16 protein-coding genes, 3 pseudogenes and 1 riboswitch are annotated in these 18033 nt (G+C 59.2%); of the genes and pseudogenes, 12 read left to right on the top strand and 7 right to left on the bottom strand.

The genetic code is table 11. The features are described 5' to 3' along the window. On the bottom strand, window positions 1-724 hold a 724-nt coding region (locus DUT91_RS23020), incomplete at its 3' end, for a LysR family transcriptional regulator (RefSeq protein WP_114442784.1). A 105-nt stretch (window positions 725-829) separates the two neighbouring features. On the opposite strand from DUT91_RS23020, the gene DUT91_RS23015 reads away from it, so the two are divergent. From DUT91_RS23015 to DUT91_RS23005, 3 genes and pseudogenes are all read left to right on the top strand, one after another. Next, entirely contained in the window at window positions 830-1699 is an 870-nt protein-coding gene (locus DUT91_RS23015) for an NmrA/HSCARG family protein (RefSeq protein ID WP_114442783.1), read from the top strand. A gap of 38 nt (window positions 1700-1737) precedes the next feature. Beyond that, a complete protein-coding gene (locus DUT91_RS23010) occupies window positions 1738-2211 on the top strand; it encodes an SRPBCC family protein (protein WP_114442782.1) in 474 nt (157 codons plus the stop codon). A 69-nt stretch (window positions 2212-2280) separates the two neighbouring features. After that, window positions 2281-2721 (top strand): annotated as a pseudogene (locus tag DUT91_RS23005) (NAD(P)-dependent oxidoreductase); the annotation flags it as partial. Between the two features lie 173 nt (window positions 2722-2894). Here the strand turns inward: DUT91_RS23005 and DUT91_RS23000 are convergent. Further along, a complete protein-coding gene (locus tag DUT91_RS23000) occupies window positions 2895-3605 on the bottom strand; it encodes a hypothetical protein (RefSeq protein WP_114442781.1) in 711 nt (236 codons plus the stop codon). A 161-nt stretch (window positions 3606-3766) separates the two neighbouring features. Here DUT91_RS23000 and DUT91_RS22995 point away from each other — a divergent pair, with 161 nt between their 5' ends. The 6 genes and pseudogenes from DUT91_RS22995 (at window position 3767) to DUT91_RS22965 (ending at window position 8175) form a co-directional block, all read left to right on the top strand. Further along, window positions 3767-3979 (top strand): helix-turn-helix domain-containing protein, encoded by a 213-nt coding sequence (locus DUT91_RS22995; RefSeq protein ID WP_114442780.1) that lies wholly within the window; start codon window positions 3767-3769, stop codon window positions 3977-3979. Window positions 3980-4162: 183 nt separating this feature from the next. Beyond that, window positions 4163-4314: pseudogene (locus DUT91_RS22990) on the top strand (AlpA family phage regulatory protein); the annotation flags it as partial. Window positions 4315-5560: 1246 nt separating this feature from the next. Further along, window positions 5561-6190, top strand: a complete 630-nt coding sequence (locus tag DUT91_RS22980; protein ID WP_114442779.1) for a lysophospholipid acyltransferase family protein — start codon at window positions 5561-5563, stop codon at window positions 6188-6190. Further along, window positions 6187-7137, top strand: a complete 951-nt coding sequence (locus DUT91_RS22975; RefSeq protein WP_114442778.1) for a phosphatidate cytidylyltransferase — start codon at window positions 6187-6189, stop codon at window positions 7135-7137. Before DUT91_RS22980 ends, DUT91_RS22975 begins: the two co-directional genes overlap by 4 nt. Continuing rightward, window positions 7134-7523: a hypothetical protein gene (locus tag DUT91_RS22970; protein ID WP_114442777.1), complete on the top strand. Its 390-nt coding sequence runs from the start codon at window positions 7134-7136 to the stop codon at window positions 7521-7523. Before DUT91_RS22975 ends, DUT91_RS22970 begins: the two co-directional genes overlap by 4 nt. A gap of 4 nt (window positions 7524-7527) precedes the next feature. After that, window positions 7528-8175: a CDP-alcohol phosphatidyltransferase family protein gene (locus tag DUT91_RS22965; RefSeq protein ID WP_114442776.1), complete on the top strand. Its 648-nt coding sequence runs from the start codon at window positions 7528-7530 to the stop codon at window positions 8173-8175. A 136-nt stretch (window positions 8176-8311) separates the two neighbouring features. Here the strand turns inward: DUT91_RS22965 and DUT91_RS22960 are convergent, their stop codons facing one another. Then, entirely contained in the window at window positions 8312-9211 is a 900-nt protein-coding gene (locus DUT91_RS22960) for a LysR family transcriptional regulator (RefSeq protein WP_114442775.1), read from the bottom strand. A gap of 100 nt (window positions 9212-9311) precedes the next feature. Here DUT91_RS22960 and DUT91_RS22955 point away from each other — a divergent pair, with 100 nt between their 5' ends. Beyond that, window positions 9312-10325 carry a zinc-dependent alcohol dehydrogenase family protein gene (locus tag DUT91_RS22955; RefSeq protein ID WP_114442774.1) on the top strand — a complete coding sequence of 338 codons (1014 nt, stop codon included), beginning with the start codon at window positions 9312-9314 and terminating at the stop codon, window positions 10323-10325. A 101-nt stretch (window positions 10326-10426) separates the two neighbouring features. Here the strand turns inward: DUT91_RS22955 and DUT91_RS22950 are convergent, their stop codons facing one another. Next, entirely contained in the window at window positions 10427-10867 is a 441-nt protein-coding gene (locus tag DUT91_RS22950; protein ID WP_114442773.1) for a helix-turn-helix domain-containing protein, read from the bottom strand. Window positions 10868-10938: 71 nt separating this feature from the next. Here DUT91_RS22950 and DUT91_RS22945 point away from each other — a divergent pair, with 71 nt between their 5' ends. Beyond that, a complete protein-coding gene (locus tag DUT91_RS22945) occupies window positions 10939-12171 on the top strand; it encodes an MFS transporter (protein ID WP_114442772.1) in 1233 nt (410 codons plus the stop codon). Window positions 12172-12202: 31 nt separating this feature from the next. On the opposite strand, the gene DUT91_RS22940 is transcribed toward DUT91_RS22945, so the two are convergent. From DUT91_RS22940 to thiC, 3 genes and pseudogenes are all read right to left on the bottom strand, one after another. After that, window positions 12203-12640, bottom strand: coding sequence for a type II toxin-antitoxin system VapC family toxin (locus tag DUT91_RS22940; RefSeq protein WP_114442771.1), 438 nt, complete (start codon window positions 12638-12640; stop codon window positions 12203-12205). Next, entirely contained in the window at window positions 12640-12885 is a 246-nt protein-coding gene (locus DUT91_RS22935; protein WP_114442770.1) for a type II toxin-antitoxin system VapB family antitoxin, read from the bottom strand. The genes DUT91_RS22940 and DUT91_RS22935 overlap by 1 nt, the downstream gene beginning before the upstream one ends. Before the next feature lie 405 nt (window positions 12886-13290). Next, a pseudogene (thiC, locus tag DUT91_RS22925) lies at window positions 13291-14975 on the bottom strand (phosphomethylpyrimidine synthase ThiC). Between the two features lie 86 nt (window positions 14976-15061). Beyond that, window positions 15062-15179, bottom strand: a riboswitch (TPP riboswitch). 1695 nt (window positions 15180-16874) lie between these two features. Here thiC and DUT91_RS22920 point away from each other — a divergent pair. Then, the coding region (locus tag DUT91_RS22920) for a hypothetical protein (RefSeq protein WP_147272248.1) at window positions 16875-18033 on the top strand (1159 nt) is incomplete at its 3' end.

Here is an 18033-nt window from a genome sequence, read left to right as displayed (position 1 = left end):
CGTCAGCAAGATCGTGGCTCACCAGGGAGATCGGCAGGCGTGCAGCGCCGACCCCTGCCCGCACCGCATCCCGAACCATGATGAGCGACGACAATGCAAGGACTGGCTCGATACTGAATGTCGCAGGCCCTGCTGAAGTCGTGACCTTCCAGGTCTGCCGATTACCTGCACCTCGCACCACGCCCGATACTGGGAAGTCTCCAACCGGGCGGACAAGCTCGGGGCTTGCCACGACAACCATGCGGTCGCGTAGGAAAATTCGGCCGACAAGACTTTCGTCTGGTTCCGGGTTGACCCGGATGACCAGATCATAGCCTTCCTCGATCATGTCCACGGCTCGGTCCTCCGTGGTGACTTCCAACCGCACGTCGGGATATTTCAGTGCAAAGCCCGCCGCGATCCGACCCATGGCGGTCTGTGAAAACAGCAGTGGCGCGCTGATCCGTAACCTGCCGCGCGGCTTGTCCCCGCCCGCCGCGATGGTGGCCGCCGTTTCGTCGAGCTCCGTCAGCAGAGCGGCTGTCCGCTCATGAAGGGCACGCCCTTCCTCGGTGAGTTTCAAGTTACGCGCGCCACGTTCAAACAGCCGAAGCGCAAGAGCGGCCTCCAGTTCGGTCACCCGTCGGGACAAGGTCGCCTTGGGTCGGCCGGACGCCCGCGACGCTTTGCCAAAGCCGCCGTGGCGCGCAACAAGGTTGAAATCGGCAAGGGCGACGAGATCCATGATCGTTTCACCTGTGAGACGAGCTGTCTAATTTAACGGTCTATTAGTCTAACAATGAACCGGTCATATTCCGGGTGTCAAGCAAACAAACCCGGAGAAACTTCCATGACCATTCTCGTTACCGGCGCCACCGGCAATATCGGCGCCCAAGTCATCCAACACCTCGTCAATCGCGGCGCTGATGTCCGCGCCCTCGTCCGCGACCCCTCCAAGGCCAATTTCCCGGCAGGTGTTGCCGTCGCCAAAGGTGAGTTCCTCGATGTCGACTCCCTGCGTAGCGCCTTCGAAGGCGTATCCACGTTGTTCCTACTGAATGCCGTCGTACCTGACGAGTTCACTCAGGCTCTGATCGCGCTCAATGTCGCCCGCTCGGCCGGCATCGAACGGATCGTTTACCTGTCGGTCATTCACCCGGACGTCTATGTGAACGTGCCGCACTTCGCCGGCAAGTTCGGCGTCGAACGGATGATCGAGCAGATGCGCATGCATGCCACCATTCTGCGCCCGGCCTACTTCATGCAGAACGACCTGATGATCAAGGATGTCATCACAGGCTACGGCGTCTACCCGATGCCCGTCGGCGACAAGGGGCTTGCCATGATCGACGCGCGCGATATCGCGGAGATCGCCGCCCTTGAGCTGCTGCGCCGGGAACAGGCGGCACAGCCGCTTCCGACTGACCGCATCAACCTCGTCGGTCCCGACACTTTGACCGGAACCGATATCGCGGCGATTTGGTCGGACGTGCTCGCTCGCCCGATCAGTTATGGCGGTGGCGATACGGCTGCCTTCGAGCAGAACCTCAACCAGTTCATGCCGCCCTGGATGGCTTACGACATGCGGATGATGGGCGAGCGGTTCCTGATCGACGGCATGCTGCCGGAAGGCGGCGATGTCGAGCGCCTGACGACGCTTCTCGGCCGCCCGCTCCGCTCCTATCGCGCCTTTGCCTCGGAAACTGCGGCCTCTTCCTGAGGCAGGCCGTCCCACATCTCAAAACAAGGACTATCGTCATGATCTATTCGACCGCAACCGTTCCCGTAAATCCTGAAGGCGAAACAAAGCTCACCCGCGAGCAGATCTGGAAGGGTCTGGAACTGAAGGCGCGCGACGCACGCCTGTTTCTCCCGACCGGTCTCTGCACCCGCTGCGATGTCGTAGAGGAAAGCGCGACCCACTTCGTGCGCGAGGCGACCATTGCCGGTTCCGACCTGCGCGAAATCATCACGCTCGAGCCGCAGAGCAAGGTCACCTTCTTCCAGGCCACTGGACCGCGGGAAGGCGCCATCGTCAACGAGTTGTTCGAGGACGAAGACGGGGCGCTGCAGCTCAAATTCTACTGCTATATCGGCCTACGCGGCAAGCAGCCGAACGGTCCGGAAGAACAGATCGAGCAAACGCAGTTCGACAGCGACAAGGGCTACAAGTCCGCGCTGCTGTCGACGCTGAAGCGGACCCGCGAACTGCTCGCAGAGGGCAAGCTCTGATCACTCCCAGCACTGAAACCAAACGGGCTGCCTCCGACGAGGCGCCCGGCCTCCAAGAGGATCATGACAATGACCAGCTCCGTTACCGAAACCAATGCCGCCGCAGCCACGAAAATCCTAATCCTCGGCCCCACCGGACCGACAGGCCGCCATATCGTCAGCCAGGCGCTGGCCCGCGGCTACGACGTCACCGTTCTGGTGCGCTCGCCGGAAAAAGCCAACGACCTCAAAGGGACAAAGCTCGTTGTCGGCGATGCCCGTGACGAGGAGGCGCTGCGCCAAGCCATCAAGGGCCGCGATGCCGTCATCAGTGCTTTGGGAACGCCGGCCACTCCTTTCAGGGAGCTCACGCTGCTCTCGACAGCAACCCAGGCCCTCATCAACGCGATGAAAGCAGAGCAGGTCTCGCGTCTCGTGACCATCACCGGTATCGGCGCCGGCGACAGCGCCGGCCATGGCGGCTTCCTGTTCGACAATGTGATCTTCCCACTGCTCCTGCGTCACGTCTATCGTGCGATTGTGGGCGGTGATCGCGACCGTCCCCGGCCCTTGAGGAGCCATCGAGCGGGATCGGCCCGCTCCGGACGGAGGTTTCTCACATGGCACAGGATCTTGCATTCGCTCAACGCCACGCATTCGCACTTAGTGGAGGGCTTTGCCGTCTTGTTCCCCGAAAGGACTTTTCATGATGCGCCCCCATTGGCTGCGGGGAGGCCCTTGACGTCACTGCCGGGCATGAAGAGCCCCGGCTGCAGGGCCTGCCCGATACGCATCAGATCGGCCAGCGCTGAACGCACCTGCGGCCAGGGGAAATCCGGGCACGCCTCGAAATACTCGCCCGTGCGCAGGACCGCATCGAGCTTGCCCGCCACGCCGGCAAGCGTCGTGGCCGGTGTGGCCATCAGGGCGTCGTCCAACTTCATTTCAGTGCGGTCAGCTCGTATCCCGGCTTTCTCGGCACGGCTATATCCCAAAGCGTCATCCAGACGATCCCAGGCTTCCTGCCGTTCCCGGAAGGCTGCTATTGCCTGCACCCTCACGGCCTGATGCCCGGATGCATCGCTACATATCCGGTCTATGTCTTCCAGACTGAAAGCACGGACCGGCTTCATTTCTCCGGGCAATGTGATTTCCACCTGCGGAAACCCGACAGCGGCGACCATCCTGCGTTCAAGGTCCAGCTGCATTTTCCAAAGGCGTTGCGTTTCATTATAGGCTGCCAGCCATTGCCGCCAAAGGTCCACCGCGGGGTCGCAGGCGGCATTGCCGGCCATCGCCTTGACGGCGCCTGCGCCAGTTTCAAACGGCCATGTCGCCGTGGCTGCCATCGTGCCCGTCAGCAACATCCTGCGCGTGACGGAAGACAAAGTCGTGGTATCGTCCGAATCAGCCATTGATCCGAGCTCCTAATCAGCTTGGGTTGTGGTCAGGCTGAGTGGAGTGTTCCCGCACTCCGCTTAGCCGCTTGCATGAGCCAAATTATATCATTGACATAATTTGGCGTTCTAGAAATTATGTCAAGGTAATAATTTTGATCACAGAAGAGCAAATACGGATGGCACGAGCGGCACTGAAATGGGGTGTCCGAGATTTGGCCCGCGAAGCTCATGTGACAGCAGCGACCATTACACGTATTGAAGCAGGAAAATCGGCACATGCTTCCACGCTAAAGGCCATTCAAATGGCGTTTGAAGCCGCTGGTATCGAGTTCATCCCGGAGAACGGCGGCGGTCCGGGCGTGCGACTGGCGAAGAAAATCACGCGTTGATGATAAGCACCTACGGCATCGACCTTGCGCGAGACCGGGACCTGGATTTTAGAACTGTCTTTTTGTCACCATTTGTACTCAGCAGTACAACGCCCGCTAAATATCTCTTGCAAAAGGTTAATTTCTCTTTGCTCTGACTGGATCAGGGGCCGTCAGAAACGACCAGCAGCAGGCAGTGCCGCCATGCCCGAGCCAGACCGCATCATTCGCCTCAAAACCGTCCTTGCGCGCACTGGGCTATCCCGTTCCACCATCTACCGCAAAATGACCGAGGCACCTTTCCCACTAAGATTAAAATCAGCATCAACGGCGCTGGCTGGCACGAGGCGGAAATCGATCGCTGGATTGAGGATCCCGTTGGACGGCGGCCGGCGTCGCCGCGCCGCCCCGTTTTTGCGTCGGGGTAGTGCGACCGCCACCACACCATGATCTTTGATGGAAGGATCGCGTGTTCTCCGCATGCGCGGGAATGAACCCGCCGTGAGGACTGACCCGAACGCCCCCGGCGTGAGCCATGCTCCGTCGTCAGCGCCAATCCAAGATCATCCTTGCTGACGTCGATGAGGTCGGCAAGGCGTTCCAGCAGGCCCAGGACGACTAGCACATCGGCAAGTGTCCCAATGGCGACGCCGGGATCGCCCCGTCGAGACGGGCAATGGAGCTTGATGATGTTCCGGCGCACAGCGAGATCGGCTACGGCGATACCCCCGCCGCAATCGCGCGTTTCGGACATCCTGCCCCAGCCTTTCAAGGGCTGGCCTCGCCTTAGGAGAGCCCATCGCAATCTTCCATATCTGACGCATTATCAGTTTTAATATGTCATTTATGACTAATTACGGCTTTGGTCAGAATTCCAGCCTACGCTCTCCTCGGCGCCGGGAGCGTCTCATTCCGATATCGGCAGAATGAGGGGAAAGCCTTCACCCGCGGCGCGGCTGAGCCACAGTCTCGGCGGCACCCTTCTGCTGGGAGACCCCGCAACGCCCCTCGCTGGAGATCGACCTTGGAATAAGGCTGCCGGACAACGACGGCATCATCTCCTACTCGATGGTTTCCCCGCGGCGTCATACTTTCGGGTGGCGACATGTATGGCGGGCTTCATTAGGGACAGATTGCGGGTCGCTGGATCACAGCGCTCGCCTACGTCTTTTTTTGCTCCGCGTCGTTTGATTCAGATCTTGCTGCCAGCTCGTTCCGGGGGGATTTATGAAATTGATTTCCAAGAGAAATAAATTGCTGAACTCTCGCTGGTCCAATCTTGGCAAGACGCCCGACCTCGTCGATCACGACGGAGACAACGCGATATATGTCATGATGCTTGACCAGCAGGACCTGGCCTTAAATCGTCGGTCATAAGGCATCGAGGCTTCGCAATGGAATGAATGCCAGCAACGACAGCCCTTTTCCGGCCTGTCCTTTCTGAGAAGACATTTCGACCAGGCTTCCACAAAAGGTCAATGTCACATGCGGGCTATTGATGGTACAGGGGTAGGCTGGCCGCGGATGCCGGCGCGATCGATCGCAGAGTCAAAAAGCCGGGGGCTCGCTTTCTGCTCTGGCAAACCAAGGCGAGGGGGCTGGATGCTTGCGAAGTTCGTTTCAGGATTGATCGTCGGCTTCGCCCGCTTTATCACCGCCGTGCGGGGGAACTGGGAAGGTATCGATCCGGCCGACGAGCAGCGGATCTATTTCGCCAACCATGCCAGCCATGGCGACTTCGTCCTGATCTGGACGGTGCTGCCGCCGAGATTGCGGCGGCGGACACGACCGGTGGCGGGCGCGGATTACTGGCGGAAGGGGCGGCTCAAGCGCTTCATAGGCCAAAATGTTTTCAACGCCCTGCTCATCGAACGTCATCGCGAGAAGCGGACGGAGGACCCGGTGGCCCTGATGACGGCCGCATTGGACGAGGGGGCTTCTCTCATCGTCTTTCCGGAAGGCACCCGCAACACTGGCGATACACGCCTTTTGCCGTTCAAGAGCGGGCTCTATCACCTCGCCATGGCGCGCTCCAGCGTCGATCTCGTGCCGGTTTGGGTTGAGAATCTCAATCGCGTGATGCCCAAGGGCGAGATCGTGCCCATTCCACTGATCTGCACCGTCACCTTTGGCGCGCCGCTGCGGGTTGGTGAAGCGGAAGCCAAACAGGACTTCATCGCGAGGGCCGAGGCGGCCCTTCTTGCCCTCTCACCCAAGACAACAGTCCTATGAGTGCGCCGCACCCCGATCTTCTCACCCTCCTCGCCGGTCTGGCCGCCGTACTGGTTGCAGCTTCGATCATCGGCTACGTGTTGCAATGGCGCCTGTCGCCGGACGGCTCCAACATCGTTATCGAAAATCTCAACGACCGCATCCGCGCATGGTGGGTGATGGTGATTTTGATGGGTCTGGCGCTCATCGGCGGGCGCATGGGGGTGACGCTGCTCTTCGCATTCTGCTCCTTCGCCGCGCTGCGCGAATTCGTGACGCTCACCAATACGCGCCGTGCCGACCACTGGGCGCTCGCTGCTGCCTTCTTCATCGTCCTGCCGCTGCAGTATTATCTGATCTGGATTGGATGGTACGGGCTCTATTCGATCTTCATTCCGGTCTACGCATTTCTCCTGATGCCGATCATGGCGGCCTTGCGCGGCGACACGGACCATTACCTCGTCCGAATTGCGGAAGTGCAATGGGCGCTGATGATTTGCGTCTTCTGCGCCTCGCATGTGCCGGCTCTGCTCAGCCTGGACATACCCGGCTACGAGGGGCGCAACGTGCTGCTCATAGCCTTCCTGGTGATCGTGGTGCAGATCAGCGATGTGCTGCAATATGTCTGGGGCAAGCTCCTCGGGCGCACAAAGATCGCGCCGAAGCTGTCGCCGTCCAAGACGGTGGAAGGCTTCATCGGCGGGGCGCTCAGCGCCACTTTGATCGGGGCGGGCCTTGCCTGGATGACGCCCTTCACACCATTGCAGGCTGGTCTTCTGTCATTTGTCATTGTGCTGATGGGTTTTTTTGGCGGACTGGTGATGTCAGCGATCAAGCGTGACCGCGGCGTGAAGGACTGGGGGCATATGATCGCCGGCCATGGCGGCTTCATCGACCGGCTCGACTCGGTCGTCTTCTCGGCGCCGATCTTCTTCCATCTGGTGCGCTACTGGTGGTCGCTCACATGAGCACGGCCATCGCCCGCCTGGCGCAAAGCAGCGCCGTCCATGTCCTCTTCGCCTTTCTCACCATGGGCGGCTGGGCCATCTTTGCCAACCGTGGCCATGCGATGCCGGCGCCGCTTCTGGCCGGCCTGGTGCAGGGCGGGCTTTCGGCCTCGATCACGCTGGTCTTGAAGCGGGTGATCGAAACGCTGGCGGCGCGCTTCGGCGGCTTGCCGGCGCTGATAGCACCACCGGTCATCGCCGGGTTGATCTCGGCCAGTCTGCTCACGGCGGTCCACATGATCAGCGGCACACCGGAGATAGTGGAGACCATCGCTTTGCCGCTGAGCGTCGCAACCTTCTATGCGGCTATTTACAATTATACGCTCTGGCGATCGAAAAGGTGCTGAACTCATGGCAGATGCAAGCAACCGCAGACCTCTGGCGAGCCGCGACACCGGATGGGCACGCAGCATCACCCACAGGCTCGCCGCCACCGCTATCACGCCCAACCAGATCTCGATGGCAAGCATCGCCGCGGCGGCGGTAGCGGGCGCCTGCTTCTGGGTTTCGGGGCTGGCCGACGGGAGCCCGCGGGCGGCGCTGCTGATCGCGGCGGCGGCATGCTGCCAGATCCGGCTTCTCTGCAATCTCTTTGACGGCATGGTGGCGGTCGAGGCTGGCAAGCACGCGCCCGATGGAGCCTTCTGGAACGAGTTTCCCGACCGTATGGCCGACATGCTGATCCTGGTCGGCGTGGGCTATGGCGCGGGAGAGCCGGCACTTGGCTGGGCGGCGGCGGCCTTTGCGGTGCTCACCGCCTACACTCGCGAGCTCGGCCGCGCCTGCGGCCTGCCCGCCGATTTCTCCGGCCCGATGGCCAAGCAGCACCGCATGGCGGTGGTCACGGCCGCGGCACTCCTTGCGCTCCTCGCACCGCTCTGGAACGGCGGCGATGAGATCCTCGTCTTTGCGCTCTGGATCCTCGTCATCGGCGCCGCCGCTACGGCGCTGCGCCGTGCAGCGAAGATCGTCAAAGATTTGCGGAAGCGTTCTAGCTGATATCGGGCTGCTTCCTGATATTTTATAGAGAAGTGAAGGGGCGAAAGAGGGGCTTTTCATTTTGATAGGAGGCGCCACGCCCATGCGGAGATCGGCCCTCGGCATTCTCCATGATCTTCGAATTGAGATGATATTTCTATTCCATGAAGCGCGGCAGTTCGCGCACCATCGTGTCGATCGCCAGCCGCACTCTGGGCAACATGACTGGCGAGCGCGGCCAGACGGCATGGGTTTCAAAAGAGACGGAAGGCACGGATTTCAGCACCTGCCGCAGGCGGCCGCTGGCAACGTGGTCCCGCACCATCCAGAAAGGCAGCCAGATCAGCCCATGGCCCTCCAGACCTGCATTGAGGATCGCGTCGAGATCATCGAGCCGCAGGCGGGAGCGGGGCAGCACGACGCGCCAGGGATCGTCGGGTGTCGGGAACACCCAGGTCTCATGGCTCTCCGGCTTGCCATAAATGATGCCTTCGTATTTTGGCAGATCATCGAGGCTCTGCGGTTCTCCACGATTCTGGAGGTAGGCCGGCGATGCGCAGACCATAAGCCGTTGGAAGGCGATGGTTCGCACCATCGTCTCAGCATCGTCCTTTAGCCGGCCGCTGCGAACCGCGAGATCGAAGCCGTCGGTTCGCAGGTCGACAACGCGGTCGCTGAACGAGAGGTCGAGCTCCAGGCCGGGATGTTTTTCAAGCAGTTTGATCAGCGTCGGCGCAACGCATCGGCGACCGAAGATGACCGGCATTGTCACCCGCAGCTTGCCGCGCACTTCGCGCCGACCCGATTCCAATTCCGCTTGGCCGAGACGAATTTCCTCTACAGCCCTTTGGCAGCGCTCGTAGAAGAAACGACCTTCTTCGGTAAGGTTCTGGCTGCGGGTGGTGCGATGGAAAAGCCGGACGCCAAGCCGGCTCTCAAGCCGCGCGATCGTCTTGGCGACAGCTGAGCGCGTGAGGTTCAGCTTCTTCGATGCGGCCGAAAAGCCACCGGCTTCGACGGCTTCCACAAAGACCGGGATATCCTTGAGGTGCTCCATATTGTTTCCCTGCAGGAACCATTGTGGGGATTTTATACCGCAAATGCGGAGGAAATTTCAACGGTATGCTTGACCATTGCAATGGTTAAAGGAGTGATTGATGAAAACGGCAAGGCAGTGGAGCATTGCAGGGCTCGGGCCGCAGGATCTTCGAATCCGCGAGGCGGAAATTGCTGCCCCTGGCGTCGGCGAAATGGTGGTGCGGACCGAGGCGGTGTCGCTAAATTTCCGAGACAAGCTGGTGATGGAAAACGGCATGGGGCTTCCGCTCGCATTTCCCTTCGTGCCGGTCTCCGACATGGCGGGCGTCGTGGAAGCGGTTGGGACGGGTGTGACCCGCTTCAAGCCCGGCGACAGGGTGATCTCCACCTTCATGCCCGGCCGCTTGGATGGCAACGGCCTGGGCAATGCGCGCAATCCGCCCTATCGGACGTTGGGCGGCGCCCATCCCGGCGTACTATCCGAATATGTTACCTTTCCGGCCGACTGGTTCGTCGCAGCACCGAAAACGCTCGACGCCGGCGAAGCCAGCACGCTGCCCTGCGCCGGCTTGACGGCCTGGATGGCGCTGATCGAGAGTGGCCATCTCAAGGCCGGTGACAAGGTGCTGGTCCAGGGCACCGGCGGCGTGGCGCTGTTTGCGGTTCAGATCGCACGCGCGCACGGCGCGGAAATCTTCGTCACCTCGTCGAGCGCTGAAAAGCTGGAACGTGTACGCGGGCTGGGTGTCAAACATCTCCTTGCGCGGGATGGCTGGGTGGATGGGCTGCTCGATCTGACGGACGGTTATGGCGCCGACCATGTACTGGATATCGCGGGAGGCTCAGGCTTTGCGCAGTCGCTGAAGGCGGTGGCAGTCGGTGGCCGGATATCCTTGATCGGCGTATTCGGCGGTCTTGAAATTTCCGGTTCCGCACCGGACCTGCTTTTAAAGGCGCCCATCGTGCAGGGCATTTCGGTCGGCCACCGCCGGGCGCTGGAAGATTTCGTCCTTGCCGTTGATGTGGTCGGCCTGAAGCCCGTGATCGACAGGCGCTATCGGTTCGAAGAAGCGGCCGAGGCTTTCGCGCATCTCGATCGCGGCCCATTCGGCAAGATCGTCATCGAATTCTGAGCTTTCGGAAAACACAGGGCCCGGAAACTGTGAAGGTCTCCGGGCCCTTCTCGCCTTGTCCGGCAGATTTCGGCGGCAGCGCTATCGCTCGAAAGGCACCTTCAGAGCGCGGTAGTCCCGCTTTTCTTCTTCTGCCTGCGCGTGCGGGATTGATGCTTGGCTGCTATCCGCAACAGTTTCTGAAACGTCGGGCATTCCAGATGTGAGGGGGCAGGACAGTCGGCAACGTGACGCATCATGGCCGCCAAAGCCTTGATACTTTGAGCTTTTCGTTCGAGTTCGTCCGCACGAGAACGCAGTTCGTTGCGCGGAAGCCTAAGGGCGTTATTTCGGCCAAACATTGCCGCGACGTCACTTAGTAGAAACCCTGCCGACCGTGCCAGGCTGATTAAAGCCAGCCGGTTGAGCACGTCTGGCTCGAACTGGCGCCGCAGCCCGTGTCTGCCCACTGAGACGATAAGGTGCTGTTCCTCATAATAACGTAGGGTCGAGGCAGGCAGTCCGCTCGCGCTGGCCACCTCGGCTATGTCCAGAAATTTCATGCTTGACCTCAAGTTGACTTGAATTCGTATCGTGCCCGCTTGTGAAACCAAATGCAACGGAGACGGCAGAAATGTACCCAATAGACGAACCGGAAGAACGGCCGATCTGGCGCGATCCGCGCGCAATCGCTCTGATGATGGCCGCGTCGCTCACCGTGATGACAGCCGCTACAATCAGTCCCGCTCTACCGGATCTGGAAAGGGAGTTTGTCGGTGACGGCCAGTCCTTTCTGATCCGGCTGTTGGTTCCGGCCCCGTCTTTGGCGGTCGTGCTTGTCGCGCCATGGTGTGGCGCGATCGCTGACCGCTCCGGTCGGCGCCGAATGCTCTTGGCGGGAGTGCTCTTGTTCATCATCTCGGGCAGTGCCGGGCTTCTCTTGCCAACATTGCCAATGATTATGATCAGCAGGCTCTGCCTCGGGGTCGCGCTTGCCATGATCATGACCGCTCAATCAGCGCTTCTAGGGGACTATTTTTCAGGAAAGACCTTGCACGCAGTTTCTAGCGGTCAGGTTTCTGCGCGAAACCTGGGCGGGTTTGTTTTCATCGTATTGGCCGGACTTCTCGCCACCATTAGCCCGAGACTCCCTTTTGCTGCCTATGCTCTGCCTCTGCTTGCTCTCCCGTTGTTCTGGCGCGTGCTTGTCGATATCCCGTCAAGTCTGGGGCCCCTTGGAAATCCCTCCTGTCCATCTGCGGGGAGGTCGCAGGGGATCGTCCATCTGCTTGCGCTCGGACAGCTGATCGTAACTATGCTCTTCTTCGTGATGCCGACTCAATTGCCATTCTTTCTCGCAGAAGAAGGCTACGCTTCACCCGTGATAACCGGAGCCGCTCTTGGTGTATTGATGCTGGCCGGTGGCGGAGCAGCTCTAGGCTACAATTGGCTTCGTGAGGTTATCGGCCTCGGTTGGACCTGGGCTTGTGGTTTCAGCCTGATGGCCGCTGGATTTGCTGTACTTGTCACTGCCGACGCGGAAATCGGACCCTTTCTCGCTTGTGCCGCCATCGGTGCGGGCTATGCTCTTACGATCCCGCCGTTTGTAGCACTTTCGCTCGCTGCGACCCCAGCCCAGCGGCGCGGCAAGACAGGCGCTTTGCTAACCGGATCGGTTTTTCTGGGTCAGTTTTTATCGCCATTCATCAGCAATTCGGCCATTTCGCAGTGGGGCTGGCGCGTGAGCGGGCTCGGACTTGCAGCGGCGTTTGGTGTGACGGCACTGATTTCGGGCGCCATGTCCTACTATTTGCGGCGCCATGCCAGCCAGGCTCGCCAAAAAGCAGTTCCGCGACGCAATCTATAAGGGTTTCCCGTGGTGGTTGCGCAACAAGGGGCTAGGCCGCCTCAAGGTCGGTTTTCGAAAAGTCCTCACCCTTGAACAAAATGGGGAGGCGGAATTCCTTGGCGCAAGCGTAGGCGAAACAGTCACCGAAATTGAGTCGCGCGGGATGTGCTGCGAAGCGGCCAAAGGATCGCGCCGCCTCTATCGCTTTGCGGTGCATCGAGCCGCTTACCGACATTTCGCGCGCGCCGATCGTCTCCAGAAACTGTTCAACGTCTTCCTGTGCCTGATCGATCAAATCTGGCGGGGTAGGGGCCTCATCGCCGTTTTGCGAAATTGATATGATTCGCGCCAAGCTGATGACGGCTTCGAAGATCGAAAGAGATGAGTAAAATATGGGTTTCTTGGCTATTTCGATTTTGGCGATGAGGTATCCGGCATCTTCCTCGCCGGCCAGGATCGCGACGATTGCGGAGGCGTCTAAGAACATCAGATTTCCCACATGTCATCTGTGAATTTCTTCATATCGAAATCGGGCGTCTTCGAGCCCATGCGCTTCCGCACTTTATCCTGAAGCTTTTTCACCCTTTCCTTGAGTGGTATGGCTTCCTGCGCGCGAGCCAGTTCGTTTTGCAAAGCGCGCCTGACAGCCTCGGTCTTATTGGGGGCGTTTGTGATCTGCTGGACCTTGCGAGCGAGCGCGTCGACATCATCATCACGGATGTACAAAGCCATGGTGTTTTCCCTGATCAAGCATATCCGTTACGGAATATGCAAATATCTCAGTGGGAATATACAGATTTAGCAAGGCCACGCAGCCACGCGCTCCGCCGGAGAGCAGGCCGGCAGCAAGATGTTCGACAGCCGCAAGCCGACGCGCCAGCGAAAGCCAGCAGCAGAACGGCAACGATCGGAACTTTGGTGATGCGCTCCCACTTCTCGAAAGAAACGATCACGGTTTTCCTTGCGACCATGGCGAGTGATGACGGGCGGCTCGTCGGACATAGCCTGATCAACCATGGTTGAGCGTGTTGCCTTCGCGTCCTTGAGCTGGGTTTCCTTCGTAGCGTTTCTCCAATGATCGCCCGATAGTCATATAATCGTTGCCGAAGTACCAATCAGTTGGGGCCGACGCCACCCTCAGCTCTCCTTCACCATAGGCAAGTAGAGATCACCGCCCTCGCGGAATTTCTCCGCCATCGCGGCCATACCTTCCTTCTGCGCTTCGGCGCGGATGTCGTGGGAAATCCGCATGGAGCAGAATTTCGGCCCGCACATGGAGCAGAAATGGGCGATCTTATGCGCCTCTTTCGGCAGGGTCTCGTCGTGCATGGAGCGCGCGGTTTCAGGATCCAGCGAGAGGCTGAACTGGTCCTCCCAGCGGAACTCGAAGCGCGCGCGGGAAAGCGCATCGTCCCGGGTTTTTGCCGCTGGATGTCCCTTGGCGAGGTCGGCAGCGTGGGCGGCAATCTTGTAGGTGATGACGCCGGTCTTCACATTGTCGCGGTCGGGCAGGCCCAGATGCTCCTTCGGCGTGACGTAGCAAAGCATTGCCGTGCCGAACCAGCCGATCATGGCCGCACCGATGGCCGAGGTGATGTGGTCGTATCCCGGTGCGATATCGGTCGTGAGTGGTCCAAGCGTGTAGAACGGGGCCTCGCCGCAGATTTCGAGCTGCTTGTCCATGTTCTCCTTGATCTTGTGCATGGGAACATGGCCCGGCCCCTCGATCATCACCTGGCAATCCCTGGCCCATGCGATTTTCGTCAGCTCGCCCAACGTCTCCAGCTCGGCGAACTGGGCGGCATCATTGGCGTCCGCGATCGAGCCGGGGCGCAGTCCGTCGCCCAGCGAGAAGGAGATGTCATAAGCGCGGCAGATGTCGCAAATCTCCTCGAAATGCTCGTAGAGGAAGCTCTCCTTGTGGTGGGCAAGGCACCACTTGGCCATGATGGAGCCGCCGCGCGAGACGATGCCCGTGACCCGGTTCACCGTAAGCGGAATGTAGCGAAGCCGCACGCCGGCATGGATCGTGAAGTAGTCGACGCCCTGTTCGGCCTGCTCGATCAGCGTATCGCGATAGACCTCCCAGGTGAGGTCCTCGGTGACGCCGCCGACCTTCTCCAGCGCCTGATAGAGTGGCACCGTGCCGATCGGCACGGGCGAATTGCGGATGATCCATTCGCGAATATTGTGGATGTTGCGCCCGGTGGAAAGGTCCATCACCGTATCCGCGCCCCAGCGAATGGCCCAGATCATCTTCTCCACTTCCTCGGCCATGGAGGAGGTGACGGTCGAATTGCCGATGTTCGCGTTGATCTTTGTCAGGAAATTGCGGCCGATGATCATCGGCTCCGATTCCGGGTGGTTGATGTTGGCCGGGATGATGGCCCGCCCACGGGCGACCTCGTCACGCACGAAATCGGGCGTAACATAATCGGGCACTGCCGCGCCGAAGCTCTCGCCGTCGCGCATGGGCTTCTCTTTCAGTATTTCGCGGCCGAGGTTTTCACGAATGGCGATGAATTCCATCTCACGCGTGATGATGCCCGCCCGAGCATAGGCAAGCTGGGTGACGGCCTTGCCGTCCTTTGCCTTGAACGGCGGGTTGCTGATCGGGAATTCCGGCGTCAGTCGGTTCGCGCTCACGAACCCGTTGTCCTCCGGCTTGACGTTGTGGCCGTCATGGCGCTTCACGTCGCCGCGCGCCGTGACCCAGGCCTCGCGCAGACGCGAATGTCGGAATGGATCGCGCCCGGTTTGAAAACCTTTGTCGAGGCGGGCAACGGCCCTGAAGTCACAGTCGGCGTGGCAGTGGATGTCATGTCAGGCTCCTCGCTTGCAAGTACTCGAAGACCCAGTACGGACTTGGAAGGGGATTGAACGCCTGAAAAATGCCGGCCAAGCGGCCGCAAGGGCATCCGCACCGTCCCTACGCCAGTATAAGCTGGATCAGGTTCATTGGGTCCCTGCGCTGCCTTGCGGCCAGCAGTATCTCAGCCCCTTGTCGGGACACCCTGGTGAGACTTTAATTCTGATGAGCGGGCCGCCTCATGTCAACGTGCTTTGCTCTCTGCCCTAAAACGCCGGGCGATGGAGGTAAAATCGATGCGGATAAACATCCCGACCGCTATCGGCGGTGTGCCGCATAGCGGTTTGATTGCAACTGAGAATGGCGAAAGTGTTGCCGGAGGATCGACTTTGCCCACTACCTGCGCATGTTGCTAATTCACGGCGCACGAGCGGCGCTGCCGAGCCTTCCAAACAAGCGACGCCCCTGGGCGAGTGGTTTCGAGGTCTACTGGCGCGAGCCCACCCAACGTGGTGATTGTCGCGCTTGCTTCTAACTCGCTCGGATAGCCTGGGCGACGCTAGGACGTGGCGTACGCTTCCAGCCGCAAATGTGTGCCGCTGCAATGACATGAGTTGTGGCGCCTAAACGAAGGAATTGGTTCCGGGAAGCGGAGTAGGCCAGTTTAGGCTCTGCTCCTTCGAGGTTTCGTCGCTGGGACGGGGGCTTGGCAAGGTCGAGGCAGTGCTGTTAAAGCAACAGGTTACGGCTATAACTATATATGTTGTCGGACATCACTTTAAAGAAATTATTTCCTTGTTTTTCCTGGGAGGTTGACCGGTCGACACGACCATGTAATAATTTCAATATTGTCGAATTATATTTAATGTAACTAATAAAACGCAAGCACTCCAGAGAATGAGATGAAGGAGTGCGTTGCAAGGGCAATTTTTGAGAGCGTGATATGGCTATGTATATTCAAATCATAAAACCATATATCCCCTTACAGTGCAGTCTCGACATGGAGGCTCAGTTCGGCACTTCGATTGTAAACGCCGCCATTGATGTGCCGGGTGTCGGCGCAGAGGCGCCTGCCTAGAAGTCGCCGCGTTTTCCGGTCGCGCCGACGCGATACTTGCCCAAACATTGCTGTTGTAGACGTAGTGGAGTGCCACTTGCTGGCTTGCGAAGCCACGCCGACGCATCCGCGCGTATTCATCGCCCAGCCGGGCTCATGCTCAGACATCCGTTTCAAGAGGAAGAAATGTAGATGACACAGTATCCGAAGAAGCCCATGCAGCACGCGCACCGAGGCGTAGGAAACCCATATGGGTTAGTGACTGCGATCAAAGAACTGAACACTGCATTCTGGTGAGACCGTCCAGGAATGCTGCGTGCCATCGGAAGCGCGGTTGTTTTTGGCCAGTTTGTAAAACAAGTTAATTCACGACGAACAGATATTTCAATATTATTACAATATTTCAAAGGGATTGAAGACATGTCAACCGAGCCATATAATGTTTATATAAAGACTATTGATGATAAGTACTATATCGGATTGAATCCTGGAACAAACGACATCAGTCAATTCTCTGAAACAAAAAATGACAATTGTGTATTTACAATTATTCCGGACGGTGGAAGCAGTAGCGTTTATATACGTGCAGCTAACGGCCGTTATTTGAGTTTTGATTACAACAATCCTGTTACAATGATGTATATGTTGTCTGTTTACACTGATATTGAATCGAATGCTGAATTATTTGATATAAATAACTCTATCGGTTTATCTTCAACGACGACGATTATAAGCTCAAAGTATTCTCCAGCTTTTGCAATGCCGGTACTAGAATATCAGCCGCCAATTGGCGCAGATCCAGGTCTGTATATCTGGACGCAGGATTTAGGTATAAACTCACCCTATCAATTCTTGATGAGCCCGGCTACTCAGAGCGCCTGCGAAATCGACGTTTCGTTGCCGAATGGCGTCACGTCCATACCGCTCTACACGCCGACAAGCGTGACGGCGACGGTGACGGGCGACAATTGCGGCGTTTCCAAGATCTACTGGTCCACCCCTTCCATTCTCAACTACATCATCAAATTCGATCCGGCCGTTTCGGACATCTCCGGGACTACAGCCTCCACGCAGATCACCCTCTATGGGTCGAATGCCGACGCGCCTCCCTTCATCACAGTCTATGCCCGTGGCGACAATTCGGACGTCCCCATCGGTTCCGCCAACTTCCCCGTCACGACCGTGAGTCCGGCGCCTACCGGCAACGTCCTTTCGGTGATTTCGCTGGACGGCGATCCCGTGGCGGCGAACACGCCGCATCTGTTGCAGGCGAGCTATCGGACGATGGGTGGCCTGGCGACCAGCGGAACCGTCACCTGGACGATCGATCCCCCCGTCGCCGGCGTCTCGATCGGCCCGTCGCCGACCCCCGTGGATGGCTGGGGCATGAGCAGCACCATTATCAAATACGCCGGCACCGGCACAGCCACGGCAATCGTGAAGGGCAGTGCCGGAACCACGCCGGATATCGGCACGCTCCAGGTCGATTTCGGGCAAACCGTAACCCTGTCCGGCGCCGGCACGATGACGCTCACGTCCACCGATGGCACCGACAACCTGACGGAGGGCCTGCCCCACAAGCTGACGTGTACCTATCGGGACGAGAACGGCAATCTGGTCCCGGCCAACACCAAGGTGCTGTGGTACGCCGCGCCGTCGGACAAGCTCGCCTTCAAGGGCGGCAGCGGCGCCACCGGGTTCGACAGCAAGAACACCTCCTACACCCAAGGCGCCACGGGCCAGGCCACCATCAATGTGACGGCCCAGGCCGGCTCCGCTATCGCCAATGCGGTGATCGGCACGACGGGGAACTTTAACCCGGCAGCCGGGGTCTACGACCACTCCGATCTGGATCTTGTCTTGGATTTTACGGTTGGCACCGGCGACGGCGTCATCACGATCAGTTCGCCGCAAGGGAACACGCTTACATGCGGCAATTCGTATCCGCTGAATGGGAATTACGTGCATGCCAGTGGCGGAGCGCCGTTCCAGCAGGCGGACATCGTCTGGTCGG

This window comes from Paramesorhizobium salinisoli (assembly GCF_003335045.1).
GTDB lineage: Bacteria > Pseudomonadota > Alphaproteobacteria > Rhizobiales > Rhizobiaceae > Paramesorhizobium > Paramesorhizobium salinisoli.
This window is presented reverse-complemented; position numbering and strand designations above follow the sequence as displayed.